The following is a 14,637-nucleotide window of genomic DNA, read 5'->3' as shown; positions in this document are numbered from 1 at the left end:
GCTGGAGCAGCGCGAGCAGGTCGGCCACCGACGTGTTCTCGGAAAGGCCACCCGACGCGAGGTCGATACCAGCCGCACGGAGCGCCCCGGTGAGCGCCTCCGCCGCGTCGGCGGTTGCCGTACGGGAGTCCTTCTCCGTCGGTGACACGCTCTCCTCCTGAGGTGCTTGAGCCGCGAGATGGCGGGCCAACTCCGCGACGGTCTGGTACGTGAAGATCGTCCGAACGGTCAGGCTGTAGCCGATCGCCTTGAGCGCACCGACGAGCGACACCGCGCGGATCGAGTCGCCGCCGAGGTCGAAGAAGCTGTCCTCGACACCGACTCGCTCCAGCCCGAGAGCCGTCTCCCAGGCACCGGCGATCCTCGCCTCGTCATTTGTGCGCGGGGCTATATATGGCCTCTCCTCGCCCCGCTCGGGGGCGGGCAGGGCTTTGCGGTCGAGTTTGCCGGCGGTGTTCAGGGGCCAGGCGTCGAGTTCGGCGAAGGCGCCGGGGACCATGTAGTCGGGGAGGGTTTCGCGCAGGTGGGCGCGGAGTTCGTGGTGATCGGCCGTGCCGTTGGGGATGAGGTATCCGACGAGCCAGGTGTCGCCTGTTTCTTCGGTGCGGGCGATGACGGCGGCGTCTTTGATGCTGGGGTGGGTGAGGAGCCGGGATTCGATTTCGCCGAGTTCGATGCGGTAGCCGCGGATTTTGACTTGGTGGTCGGTGCGGCCGAGGAATTCGAGGGTTCCGTCGGGCATGCGGCGGGCGAGGTCGCCGGTCTTGTAGAGGCGGGTGCCGGCGGGGCCGAAGGGGTCGGGGGCGAAGCGTTCCGCGGTGAGGGCGGGGCGGCCGAGGTAGCCCTGGGCGACGCCGTCTCCGGCGATGCACAGTTCGCCGACGACGCCGACGGGGACGGGTTCCATGTGGGTGTCGAGGATGTACAGCTGGGTGTTGTCGATGGGGGCGCCGATGGAGATGTGTGTCGGGTCGGCGGGGACGTCCCAGGTGGTGGACCAGATGGTGGTCTCGGTCGGGCCGTAGACGTTCACCAGGCGCGCCACGTGTGAGCGCAGCGTCTGGGCCAGCTCGACCGGAAGTGCTTCGCCGCCGACGAGGGCTGTGACGGAGGTGGTGCGGAATCCGGATTCGAGCAGGAGCTTCCATCCGGAGGGGGTGGCCTGGACGTGGGTGATGTGCTCGGTCTCGATGAGGTCGGTCAGGTCCTGGCCGGACTCGGCGATGACGACGCGGTGGCCTCCGATTAGCGGCAGGTACAGCTCAAGGCCGGAGATGTCGAAGGACACCGAGGTCGAGGCGAGCCAGGTTTCGGAACCGGTGGGTGCGCCGAGCACGCGCCGGATGCCGGTGAGGAGGTTGCCCAGGGCCCTGTGGCTGATCTGGACGCCCTTGGGGCGGCCGGTCGATCCGGAGGTGTAGAGGACATATGCCACGGCCGCCGGGTCGACAGGGCGGGGCGCCAGCGGTTCGGCCGAAGCCCCCTCCTCGACCAGCACACGCGTGCCCTGGTGAATCCCGTCCGCCCTCTCGCGCAGTGCCTCCTGCGTGAGCAGGACGGCGGGCGCGGCGTCCTCGATGATCCCGGTCAGGCGTCCTGCGGGGTGTGTGGCGTCCAGGGGGAGGTACGCGGCGCCGGTGCGCTGAACGGCGAGCAGGGCGACGAGGAGATCGACACCGCGCTCCAGCAGGACGGCGACGACGTCACCCGCGCCCACACCCAGCGACGCGAGGTGTCCCGCCAACCGGGCGCTTCTGTCGTCGAGTTCGGCGTACGTGAGCGACACGCCCCCGGACGTGACCGCCGGCGCGTCCGGCACCGCGATGGCCTGCTCGGCGAACAACTCCGGTACACAACGGGCCGGTTCGTCGGTGTCGGTGGTGTTCCACCGTCGCAGGACCACCTCCCGCTCACCGAGCGGCAGGTGGACCGCCTGCGCGTCACCGTCGAAGTCGGCGGCCATAGCCTCCAGCACCAGCCGGTACATCGCGGCGATCCGCTCCGCGTTCGCCCGCGACACCAGACGGCCGTCGGCGGTCAGGACGATGTAGCCGCCCCGGGTGGCGACCATCAGCGGGAACTCGGTCGGCACCTCGTCGATGTCGCCGAGTTCGTCGACCTCTTCGCCGTCGACCTTGCTGAAGTCCTGGTAGTTGAAGTAGACGTCCAGCAGCCGGCTGCCACCCGAGTCGCGCTGGATGGCGGGCAACGGGTAGCGGCGGTGCGGCCACAGCTCGGTCTCCTGCTCGAAGACCTGGGTGACCAGCTCCCGCCAGGTGGCGGCCCGCCCCGACTCGAAGGGGAACGGGATCGTGTTGAGGTGCAGACCGTAGACGCGGTCGGCGCCCCGCAGCTCCGGACGTGTGTCGCAGACCAGACCGGTGTGGAAGGCGGTCTCGCTCGTCAGCTGGCTCATCACCTTCAGGTGCGCCGCCAGGAGCACGCTCTTCATCGACACCCGGGCCCGCCCGGCGAGCGCCCGCAGCCGCTCGTCCAGATCCCGCAGCTCGATCGGGAAGCGGTGGGCGGTACCGGCGGCGACCGAGTCGTCACCCCAGCCGGCCGGCACGGTCAGCGTGGTGTGATCGCCGACGACGCGCCGCCAGTAAGACTCGTCCGACCCCCCGGCGACGGATGCCTGTTCGGCCGCGATGAAGTCGGCGAAGCGGCTGCCACCGCTCGCCGCCGGCGTGAGGTCCCGGCCGTCCCGGAAGGCGCGGTACAGGTCCAGCAACTCGGTGAGCAGAGCGTGGTAGCTCCAGCCCTCCAGGATCGGATGCGCGTGGGTGAAGACGAGCTGCCACTCGTTCTCGTCGGCACTCGCCAGAGCGTTGACCCGGATCAGCGGCGGGACCGCGGGGTCGAACGGAGTGGCGCGCTGCTCGTTCTCGCACTCACCGTTGTCCGGAGCGCCGACGACGACCCGCGAGTCCGCGGTCTCGTGCACGAGTTGCAGCGGTTCCGAGTAGCCGGTGAGGTCGAAGCCGGTGCGGAGGATTTCGTGGCGGGTGATGAGTTCGTCGGTGGCGTGTTGGAGTGCGGTGGGGTCGAGGGGTTGGTTGTCGCGGATGCGGAAGGCGTCGACGTTGTGGTAGGCGGCGCGTTCGGTGCCGAGGGACATTTCGACGAGCATGCCGAGCTGGACCTGGGAGACGGGGTAGGCGTCGGTGACGTCTGCGGGGAGCTGGTTCCGGTCCTGGTCGTCGATCAGCTCGAAGGGCTGGACGTAGTGGTCGGTTTCGGCGGGGTTGTCGTGTGTGTCGAGGTGGTGGGCGAGTTCGGCGATGGTGCGGTGTTCGAAGATGTCCTGGACGGCGACCTGGAAGCCGGCGGAGCGGATGGCGCCGACGAGGACGATGGCCCGGATGGAGTCGCCGCCGAGGTCGAAGAAGCTGTCCTCGACACTGACCTGCTCCAGTCCGAGCGCGGCTGCCCAGGCGTCGGCGATCTTCTTCTCGGCTTCGGTGCGGGGTGCGACGTACTCGGCCTGGGGTACGACTTCGGGGGCGGGCAGGGCCTTGCGGTCGAGTTTGCCGGCGGTGTTCAGGGGCCAGGTGTCGAGTTCGATGAAGGCGCCGGGGACCATGTAGTCGGGGAGTTCCTCCCGCAGGTAAGTCCGCAACTCACCCTGGTCCACGGCATTGTTGGGGATCAGGTATCCGACGAGCCAGGTGTCGCCCGTGTCTTCGGTGCGGGCGATGACGGCGGCGTCCTTGACGGTGGGGTGGGTGAGGAGCCGGGACTCGATCTCGCCGAGTTCGATGCGGTAGCCGCGGATCTTGACTTGGTGGTCGGTGCGGCCGAGGAATTCGAGGGTTCCGTCGGGCATGCGGCGGGCGAGGTCGCCGGTCTTGTAGAGGCGGGTGCCGGCGGGGCCGAAGGGGTCGGGGGCGAAGCGTTCCGCGGTGAGGGCGGGGCGGCCGAGGTAGCCCTGGGCGACGCCGTCTCCGGCGATGCACAGTTCGCCGACGACGCCGACGGGGACGGGTTCCATGTGGGTGTCGAGGATGTACAGCTGGGTGTTGTCGATGGGTGCGCCGATGGAGATGTGTGTCGGATCGGCGGGGACGTCCCAGGTGGTGGACCAGATGGTGGTCTCGGTCGGGCCGTACACGTTCACGAGACGCGCCACACGGGACCGCAGCTCACGGGCGAGTTCCAGGGGAAGCGCTTCGCCGCCGACGAGGGCTGTGACGGAGGTGGTGCGGAATCCGGATTCGAGCAGGAGCTTCCATCCGGAGGGGGTGGCCTGGACGTGGGTGACGTGCTCGGTCTCGACGAGATCGACCAGGTCCTGCCCCGACTCGGCGATGACGACGCGGTGGCCTCCGACCAGCGGCAGGTACAGCTCAAGGCCGGAGATGTCGAAGGACACGGAGGTCGACGCCAGCCATGACTCCGTCGTCTGCGACGGTCCGAGCACGCGCCGGATGCCGGTGAGGAGGTTGCCCAGGGCCGCGTGGCTGATCTGGACGCCCTTGGGGCGGCCGGTCGATCCTGAGGTGTAGAGGACGTATGCCACGGCCGCCGGGTCGACGGGGCGGGGCGCCAGCGGTTCGGCCGAAGCCCCCTCCTCGACCAGCACACGCGTGCCCTGGTGAATCCCGTCCGCCGTCTCGCGCAGTGCCTCCTGCGTGAGCAGGACGGCGGGTGCGGCGTCCTCGATGATCCCGGTCAGGCGTCCTGCGGGGTGCGTGGCGTCCAGGGGGAGGTACGCGGCGCCGTTGCGCTGAACGGCGAGCAGGGCGACGAGGAGATCGACACCGCGCTCCAGCAGGACGGCGACGACGTCACCCGCGCCCACACCCAGCGACGCGAGGTGTCCAGCCAACCGGGCGGAACGGTGGTCCAGTTCGGCGTACGTGAGCGACACGCCCCCGGACGTGACCGCCACCGCGTCCGGCACCGCGACGGCCTGCCCGGCGAACAACTCCGGTACACAACGGGCCGGTTCGTCGGTGTCGGCGGTGTTCCACCGCCGCAGGACCACCTCCCGCTCACCGAGCGGCAGGTAAACCGCCTGCGCGTCACCGTCGAAGTCGGCGGCCATAGCCTCCAGCACCAGCCGGTACATCGCGGCGATCCGCTCCGCGTTCTCCTGCGACACCACCCGGCCGTTCGCCGTGACGATGACATGGCCGCCCCGGCTGGAGACGGTCAGCGGGAACTCGGTGGGGCTGTCGTCGATCGCGGCCTCGTGGTCGACCCGCTCGGTGTCGACCTGGTGGAAGTCCTGGTAGTTGAAGTAGACGTGCAGCAACTGACCGCTGCCGGCCAGCCGCTGCACGGCGGGCATGGGGTAGCGGCGGTGCGGCCACAGCTCGATCTCGGCGGCGAAGACCTGGGTGACCAGCTCCCGCCAGGTGGCGGCGCGGCCCGCCTCGAACGCGAACGGCAGCGTGTTGAGGTACATGCCGTAGACGCGGTCGGCACCGGGCAGTTCGGGACGGGCGTCGCAGACCAGACCGGTGTGGAAGGCGGTCTCGCTCGTCAGCTGGCTCATCACCTTCAGGTGCGCCGCCAGCAGCACGCTCTTCATCGACACCCGGGCCCGCCCGGCGAACGCCCGCAGCCGGTCCTCCAGGTCGGCGACCGGGACGGAGGCCTGGTAGGTGGCGCGGGGCGCGTCGGCGCCGTCGCCCCAGCCGGCCGGGACCTCCAGCGGCGCGTGGTCGGTGACGACCCGGCTCCAGTACTCCCGGTCGCCGTCGTCCTGCAGGGCCTGGAGCTCGGCGGCGATGAAGTCGGCGAACCGGGTGCCGGGCCGCTCCGGCTCCTCGACGGGTCGGCCGTCGCGGAGGGCGCCGTACACATCGAGGATCTCCATCAGCATGGAGTGGTGGCTCCACCCCTCCAGGACGGGGTGGCACTCGGTGATCGACAGCCACCAGCTGCCGTTGCCGGTGTCATGGGCGAACAGCCGCATGAGGGTGGGCACGGACAGGTCGAAGACGCGGGCGCGTTCGCGGGCCGTGTACACGCGAACGGCGTCCCTGATCTCGTCCTCGGTCAGGCCGTGCAGCGACTGGGTGCCCACGGGCATGTCCGCGATCTCGTGGACCAGCTGCATCGGGACGGAGTAGCCGGTCAAATCCAGTGACGTGCGCAGCGCCTCGTGGCGTGCCACGACGATCCGCGCGGCCTCGACCAGCGACGGGTGGTCGTAGGGACGCTCGTCGCGGATCCGGAAGCTCGTGACGTTGTGGTAGTTGTTCTGCCCGTTGTCGACGGACATCTCCAGCACCATGCCCGCCTGCACCTGCGACAGCGGGTAGGCGTCGGCCACCCCCTCCGGCAGCCGGGCCCGGTCCGCCGCGTCGATGAGCGCGAAGGGCCGTACCGGTTCGGGCACCACGGCGGGAGCGGGACGGCCGGTGAGCAGTTCGGCGAGGCGGGCGACCGTGCGGTACTCGAAGACGTCGCGGACGGTGATGTCGTGGCCGGCCGAGCGGATCGCGCCGACCAGGGCGACGGCCCGGATGGAGTCGCCGCCGACGTCGAAGAAGCCGTCGTCGACGCCCACCCTGTCCAGGCCGAGCACCTGGGCCCACACCTCGGCCAGCCGCTCCTCGGTGGGGGTGCGCGGGGCGGTGTAGGCGCCGCCGGCCCGGCGGGCGTCGCCGCTCGGGGCGGGCAGCGCGCGGCGGTCCAGCTTGCCGTTGGTGGTCAGCGGCAGCCGGTCCAGGGTGACGAAGGCGGCCGGGACCATGTACGACGGCAGCCGGGCGCCGAGGAGTTCACGCAGCTCGGCCGGCTCGTAGGAGGTCTCCGGGGCGAGCACCGTGTACGCGACCAGCTCCTTCTGGCCCGGGACGTCCTCGCGGAGCATGACCACGGCGTCACGGATGCCGTCAAGGTCCGTCAACGCGGCCTGGATCTCGCCGAGTTCCACACGGTAGCCGCGGATCTTGATCTGTCCGTCGGCGCGGCCGAGGAACTCCAGGGAGCCGTCGGGCAGACGGCGGGCGATGTCGCCGCTGCGGTAGAGACGGGAGCCGGGCGGCCCGAACGGGTCGGGCACGAAGCGCTCCGCCGTCAGCGCCGGGCGGCCCAGGTAGCCGCGGGCCACGCCGGGGCCCGCGACGTGGATCTCGCCGAAGACGCCGACGGGGACGGGCTCGCCCCAGGCGTCCAGGAGGTGCACCCTCAGGTCGCCGAGCGGGACCCCGATGGGGTTGCCCGCGTCGGGGCGCAGGTCGGTGGGGCCCACCCGGTAGTAGGTGGTGTGCACCGTGGTCTCGGTGATCCCGTACATGTTGAGCAGCACCGGACGGTCCAGGCCGAGCCGGTCCACCCACGGCTGGAGGTCCGGGACGTGGAGCTTCTCGCCGGCGAAGACGACGGCGCGCAGTCGCAGCCGGCCGACGCGTTCGTCGCCCTCGGCGGCCGCGGACACCAGCGCGCGGAACGCGGACGGCGTCTGGTTGAGCACGGTGACCCGCTGTTCCACCAGCAGGTCGAGGAATTCGTCAGGGGAGCGGGTCACCGCGGCGGGCACGACCACGAGCCGCCCGCCGTGCAGCAGCGCGCCCCACATCTCCCAGACGGAGACGTCGAAGGCGTAGCTGTGGAAGAGCGGCCAGACGTCCTCGGGGGAGAAGCCGTAGTGGCGGTCGGCGGTGGTCAGCAGCCGCAGCACATTGCGGTGGGTGAGGCAGACGCCCTTGGGGCGGCCCGTGGAGCCGGAGGTGTAGATGACGTAGATCAGCTGGTCGGGGTGGCCGGCCGCGGCCGGATCCGACTCCGGCAGCGCCGCCCATGCCGCGCTGCCGCGCTCCTGGTCGAGCACGACCAGCGGGCCGTCGTGGATGCCCCGCACCAGGGCCACGTGCGCGGACTCGGTCAGGACGGCGAGGGGCCCCGCGTCGCCGACGACATAGCCGAGGCGCTCGGCCGGGTTGGCCGGGTCCAGCGGCAGGTATCCGGCGCCGGACTTCAGGACGCCGAGGATCGCGGGGATCAGCTCGGGGCCGCGCTCCACGCAGATGCCCACGACCAGGTCGGGGCCCGCGCCGAGGGCGATCAGCCGGTGGGCGACGCGGTTGGCGCGGGCGTTCAGCTCGGCATAGGTGAGGGCCTGGCCGTCGGCGACGACCGCGATCGCGTCCGGGGTGGCCGCGGCCCGCGCCTCGAAGACCTCGTGGACGAGCCGGGGGTCGGCCGCCTCTTCGGTGAGCGGGTCGATGAGGACGGCGAGTTCGGCCTCGTCCACGACCGTCAGCTCGGACAGCCGGGCGTCAGGTGTGTCCGCCACGCCGTGCAGCAGGCGCACCAGGTGGCGGGCGAACCGGGCGGCGGTCGACCGGTCGAACAGCGCGGTGGCGTACTCGAACTGGCCCTGGAGCGAGCCGTCGGGGGACTCCTCGATCTGCAACTGGAGGTCGAACCGGGCCACCGAGGCGGGCACGGCGAAGGGCTCCACGCGCACGCCCGGCAGGTCGTAGGCGGCGGTACGGGACTCGTGCAGGGTGAAAGCGGCCTGGAACAGCGGGGTGCGCGACAGGTCCCGCTCGGGCTGGAGCTCGTCCACCAGCCGGGCGAACGGCGTCTCCTGGTGGTCGAAGGCGTCCAGGACGACGGAGCGGCCCCGCTCCAGCAGAGCGCTGAAACGGGGATCGCCGTCCCACACGGCCCGCATCACCAGGCTGTTGATGCCGTAGCCGATGAGCTGCTGCAACTCGGGGCGCGCTCGCCCGGAGACGACGGTGCCGACCGCGATGTCGGTGCTCGACGTGTACTTGGACAGCAGGGTCTGGTAGGCGGTCAGCAGCACCGTGAACAGCGTGGTGCGGTGGGCGGCGGCCAGCTCCCGCAGCCGTGCGGACAACGCGTCCGGCAGGGTGAACGTCTCGGTGGCGCCCGCCGTGTCCCGCACCGGGGGACGCGGCCGGTCGGTGGGCAGTCCGAGCGGGGCCACCCCGGCGAGCTGCCGCCGCCAGTAGTCGAGATGCGGGGCGAGCGCGGCGCCCTCCGTGCGCCCCGCCTGCCACTCGGCGTAGTCGGCGTACTGCACCTCCAGCGCGGGACCGGGCCGCTCGCCCCGGTAGCAGGCGCTGAGGTCGCGGGCGAAGATCTGGGTGGACCAGGCGTCGCAGGCGATGTGGTGGAAGAGCAGGGCGAGCACCCAGTCCTCGTCGTCCAGCCGGAACAAGTGCACCCGCAGCGGCCATTCGGCGCCCAGGTCGAAGGGCTCACGGGCGCGGGCGGCGGCCCGGGCGCGGGCCTCGGCCTCCCGCTCGGCGGCGGGCAGGGCACCGAGGTCGGTGGTGGTGAACGGCACGGGACCCGCGGGATCGACCAGCTGCACGGGCCGGCCGGCCACGAAGTCGTAGCGGGTGCGCAGGATCTCGTGCCGGGCGACGACCGCGTCCACGGCCCGGCGCAGCGCGGCCTCGTCCAGCGGGCCGGTCAGCCGCAGCGTCAGCGGGACGATGTACTCGTGGCTGTCCGGTTCGAGCCGCTGCAGGAACCACATCTGCTGCTGGCCCGGGGACAGCCGCAGCGGCTGCTCCCGGTCGGCGCGCGGGATCTCGGGCCGGCGCTGCTCGGTGGTGCGGCCCGCCAGCCGGCGCAGCAGTTCAGCGCGCAGGCGGTCGCCGGTGGAAGAGTGCTCTGCGCCGGTGGTCATGCGGAGTGCTCCTTGGTCTGCGAGGAGAGCGGAAGGTTCGGGGAGGACCCGTCGGTGTCGGCGCCGTCGAGTTCGGCCTGGACGAGTGCCTCGACGGCGCGGGCGAGCCGGGCCGGCGTGGGATCTTCGAAGAGGGCGCGCAGCGGCAGGGCGACCTGGAACTCGTTCTGGATCGCGGAGATCAGCCGGATGCCGAGGATGGAGTTGCCGCCGCTGTGGAAGAAGTCGTCGTCCATGCCGGGCTCCTGGCCGAGCAGGCCGGCCCACACGGCGGCGATCCGCTCCTCGACGATGTCGCGCGGACCGGTGTGCCCGGCCGCGGCGTCCGCGGCGGCGGGGTCGGGCAGCGCGGCCCGGTCGAGCTTGCCGTTGGGCGTCAGCGGTACGGCGTCGATCGCGACGAAGTCGGTGGGGACCATGTAGGCGGGCAGCGACCGGGCGCAGTGCTCGGTCAGTTCACCGGCCGACGGCGGCTGGGGTCCGGCGGGCACGGTGTACGCCGTCAGGCCCTGCCCGGCGAGGACGACGGCCTCGCGGACGCCGGGGTGGGCGACCAGGACCGACTCGATCTCGCCGGGTTCGACGCGGTGGCCGCGCACCTTGATCTGGTGGTCGACGCGGCCGCGGAACTCCACGGTGCCGTCCGGGAGCCGGCGGGCCAGGTCGCCGGTGCGGTAGAGGCGGTCGCCGGGCCGTCCGTAGGGGTCGGGCAGGAAGCGCTCGGCGGTCTGGCCGGGCCGGCCGGTGTAGCCGCGGGCGACTCCGGTGCCGCCCACGTACAGCTCGCCGACACCGCCGGGCGGCACCGGGCGCAGCCCGTCGTCGAGGACGTACATCGACATGCCGGGCAGCGGACGGCCGATGGGCACGGTGCCCTCGACCGGCTCGTCCACCGGGTGCACACAGGTGCCGACGGAGCACTCGGTGGGCCCGTACTCGTTGACGAGCCGGCCCGGCCCGAGCAGCCCCAGCCAGCGGGAGGCGGCCTCGCCGGGGAAGGCCTCGCCCGCCACCACGACCACCTCGGCCAGGCCGGCCGCCTGCTCGTCGGTGAGCTGGTGGGAGAGGATCTCCAGGTGGCCGGGGGTCAGCTTCAGGAAGCTGTAGGGGGCGTGCGCGGCGAGCGTGGCCCCGAGGTCGGCGAGGTCGAGCCCGGCGGGCAGCAGGTGCAGCGGCTGCCCGGCGGCCAGCGCCGCGTACAGGTTGGGTACGACCAGGTCGTAGGCGGTGGAGGAGAACAGGGCCGCGCCGGTGCCGCCGCGGCCGGCCAGGTCGCGGACCGCCCAGGCCACGTGGTTGGCCAGGCCGCGGTGCTCGACCCGGACCCCCTTGGGCCGGCCGGTGGACCCCGAGGTGAAGATCACGTAGGCGGTGGCCCGCGGATCGCTCCGGCGCGCGGGCGGCGCGGCCGGCAGCCGCCCCAGCAGCTCCCGGTCGCGGTCCAGGACCACGAGTTCGCCGGGGAACAGGTGCGCCACCCGGGCGCCGTGCGCCGCGGAGGTGATCAGCACGCCGGCGCCCGCGTCGGCGAGCATGGCGGCGACGCGCTCGGCGGGGTGCTCCGGGTCGAGCGGCAGGTACCCGGCGCCGGCCTTCCAGCTGCCGAGGAACGCGCCGATCAGGTCGGGGCCCCGGTCGAGCAGGACGCCGACCACGGACTCGCCGCCGACCCCGGAATCGCGCAGCCGGTGCGCGATCCGGTTGGCGGCGGTGTCCAGCTCGCCGAAGGTGACGGTACGTTCGCCCCGCAGCGCCGGGGCGTTCGGCTGCTCGGCCGCCCGGGCCTCGATCATCTCCAGTACGGTGCGGTCCTCGGGGTCGGCGAGCGTCTCACCGGCGCCCGCGTTGAACTCCACGAGCTGGCGGTGGCGTTCGGCGTCGTCGAGCATCTCCAGCTCGGCGAGCCTGGTGCCCGGCGCGGCCGCCGCGTGCGTGAGGAGCCGCACCAGCTGGGCGCCGAACCGCTCCACGGTGGCGTGCTCGAACAGCGCCGTCGCGTACTCCAGGACGCCGACGATCGTGCCGTCCGCACGCGGCCGCAGGAACAGGCTGAGGTCGGTCTTGGCGATCCGCCAGGAGTCGCCCAGTTCGGCCAGCTCGCCGAAGTCGACGCCCGCGGTGGTCAGTTCGGCGTCGAGCAGGTCGAAGGCGGCCTGGTAGACGGGGGTACGGGACGGATCGCGGCCGTCCTGCACCTCCTCGACGAGCCGGTCGAAAGGCAGCTCCTGGTGGGCGAACGCGTCCAGGGTGACCGCGCGCACCCGGCGCAGCGCCTCGTCGAAGCCGAGCCCACCGTCCATGTCGACGCGCAGCGGCAGGGAGTTGAGGAAGAACCCGACGAGGTGCTCCGTCTCCGGCCGGGTGCGGCCGACGACCGGGGTGCCCACGACGATGTCGTTCTCCCCGCTGTGCCGGGCGAGCAGCGTGCCGAACGCGGTGAGCAGCGTCATGAACAGGGTGGCGCCGTGCTCGCGGCCCAGCTCGGTCAGCGGGCGCACCACGTCCGCGGGGATGGTCAGCGGGACGACGGCGCCGCGGTGGTCGCGGCGCGCGGGGCGCCGGTGGTCGGTGGGCAGCGGCAGCGGGGTGTGCCCGGCGAGCGTCTCGCGCCAGTGCGCCGCGTCCGCCGCCAGCCGGTCCTCGGTGAGCCGGGAGCGCTGCCAGGCCGCGTAGTCCACGTATCCGAAGGGGAGTTCGGGCAGGCCGGGGGAGCGGCCGGCGGCGAACGCCGCGTGCGCCTCGGTGAACTCGCGCTCCAGGATCACCGACGACCAGCCGTCGCAGGCGATGTGGTGGACGGTGATCACCAGCAGCGGGGCGCCCTGCGGGAAGCGGACCAGCACCGCCCGCCACAGCGGGCCCCGCTCCAGGTCGAAGCCGCGCGCGAACCGATCGGCCAGCAGCTCGCCGAGCGCGGCCCGTTCGACGGTGGTCTCGGTCAGCTCGACCCGGCCGGGCGCCGCGAGGCGCGGTCCCTGCTCCACGAGATCGGCCGGGAAGCGGGTGCGCAGCGCCTCGTGCCGCAGCTCCAGCAGGTCCAGGGCCCGCTGCACGTCGTCGGTGCGGGCACCCTCGGGCAGGTCGATCAGCAGCGGGGAGACCCACTCGGCGCCGCCCGGCTCCAGCCGGTCGAGGAAGGCGAGCCGCTGCTGGCCGAAGGAGAACGGCAGGCGGCCCTCGCGGGGAACGGTGACGAACGGCTCGTCGGCCGACGCCTCCTCGATCAGCCGCGCCTGCGCCTCCAGCGTGGAGGAGGTGAACAGGGCGGCGAGTTCGATCGCCGCGCCGGACCGGTCGCGCAGGCGCGCGGCGAGCCGGGTCAGGCTGAGCGAGGTGCCGCCGAGCTGGAAGAAGTCGTCGCCCGCACCGGGGTCGGCCACGCCCAGCACCTCGGTCCACACCTCGGCGACGGTGCGCTCCTCGTCGGTGCGCGGCGCGATGTGCTCCTGCGCGGCCGACAGTTCGGGCGCCGGGGCGGGCAGCGCGGCGCGGTCGACCTTGCCGTTCGCGGTCAGCGGCAGTTCGGTGAGCGGGACCAGCTGGGTGGGGACCAGCGCCGCGGGCAGCCGGCCCGCCAGGAACGGCCGCCAGTCGCGCGGCGGGCGCCCGTCACCGGTGACGCCGTAGGCGACCAGGCGCATGCCGCCGTCGTGGGCGGGCGCGGCGACGACCACGGCCGCCTCGACCTCCGGGTGCGCCAGCAGGGCCGCGGAGACCTCGCCCGGCTCCACCCGCACCCCGTTGACCTTGACCTGCTCGTCGGCGCGGCCCCGGTACTCCAGGGTCCGGTCCGAACGCCAGCGCACCAGGTCGCCGGTGCGGTACAGCCGGGAGCCGGGCGGCCCGTAGGGGTCCGGCACGAACCGCTCGGCGGTCAGCCCCGGGCGGCCCAGGTAGCCGCGGGCGACCCCGGCACCGGCCGCGTACAGCTCGCCGATGACCCCGACCGGCACCGGCCGGCCACCCGGATCGAGGACCAGTACCCGCATGCCGTCGAGCGGGCGGCCGATCGGGACGGGACCGCCGTCCTGCCCGGCGTCGTACGCCTGGGCCGTGATGTCGATGGAGCACTCGGTCGGGCCGTACGTGTTCCAGATCCGCAGGGCCGCGCTGCCGCCGCGGTCCAGCGCGCGCCGGCACAGCTCCGCGTGCAGCGGTTCCCCGGCCGAGAACAGCAGCCGCAGCGCGGACAGTTCGGCCCAGGCGGGCTCGTCGACCAGCAGCCGCAGCACCGACGGCACCACCTGGAGCACGGTGATCCCCCGGTCCGCGGCGCAGCGCACCAGGGCCGCCGGGTCCCGCTCGGCCCCCACCGGCGCGAGGACCAGGGTCGCCCCGCCGACCAGCGGCGCGAACACCTCCCAGGTGGCGGCGTCGAAGCCCATCGTCGTCTTCTGGAGCACCCGGTCGCCGGGGCCGATGCCGTGCTCGCGCACGCTCCAGCGCACCCGGTTGGCGATGCCCTCGTGGGTGACCACCACGCCCTTGGGCCGGCCCGTGGAGCCGGAGGTGTACACCGCGTAGGCGGCGCCGTCGGGGTCGGCCGGGGTGTCCGGCGCGTCGGCGGGCAAGGCGGCGAGGGTGTCACGCCGCTCCGCCAGCCCGAGCGCCGGAGTGCCGAACAGCGTCCCGGTGGGCGCGGACTCGGTGATCACCAGGGCGAGCCCGGCGTCCGCGGCCATCCACTCCAGCCGTTCGGCCGGGTGCGCCGGGTCGAGCGGTACGTAGGCGGCGCCGGCCTTCCACACCGCCAGGAGGCTGACGACGAGGTCGAGACCGCGGTGCAGATGCACACCGACCAGGGACTCACGCGTGACACCCGAGCGGCGCAGCAGCACCGCGAGCCGGCGCGCGCGGGCGTCCAGCTCGGCGTAGCTGTGGGAGTCCCCCTGCGCGGTGACGACCGCGACGGCGTCCGGAGTCCAGGCAGTCTGCCGCGCGACGACTTCGGCGAGCGTGGCGAGATGGGCGGTGTCGGTTGCGTCGTCCTGACGGATCTGCGTGGTCAT

Annotated in this window: 2 protein-coding genes (1 of these 2 cut by a window edge); both read right to left on the bottom strand. The window is 72.9% G+C overall.

Annotated elements, in window-relative coordinates; genetic code table 11:
* Positions 1-9,628, bottom strand: partial view of a non-ribosomal peptide synthase/polyketide synthase gene (locus HZZ00_RS27700; protein WP_180328996.1) — the start only. 13,868 nt of this gene lie to the left of the window's left edge; only the first 9,628 of its 23,496 coding nucleotides appear in the window; it begins with the start codon at positions 9,626-9,628; its stop codon lies beyond the left edge, outside the window.
* Positions 9,625-14,637, bottom strand: a complete 5,013-nt coding sequence (locus HZZ00_RS27695; protein WP_180328995.1) for a non-ribosomal peptide synthetase — start codon at positions 14,635-14,637, stop codon at positions 9,625-9,627. Before HZZ00_RS27695 ends, HZZ00_RS27700 begins: the two co-directional genes overlap by 4 nt.

It is taken from the genome of Streptomyces sp. NEAU-sy36 (assembly GCF_013423905.1).
GTDB classification, from domain to species: Bacteria; Actinomycetota; Actinomycetes; order Streptomycetales; family Streptomycetaceae; genus Streptomyces; species Streptomyces misionensis.
Note: the sequence above shows the minus strand (reverse complement) of the source record. Positions and strands in the feature narration are given on the sequence as shown.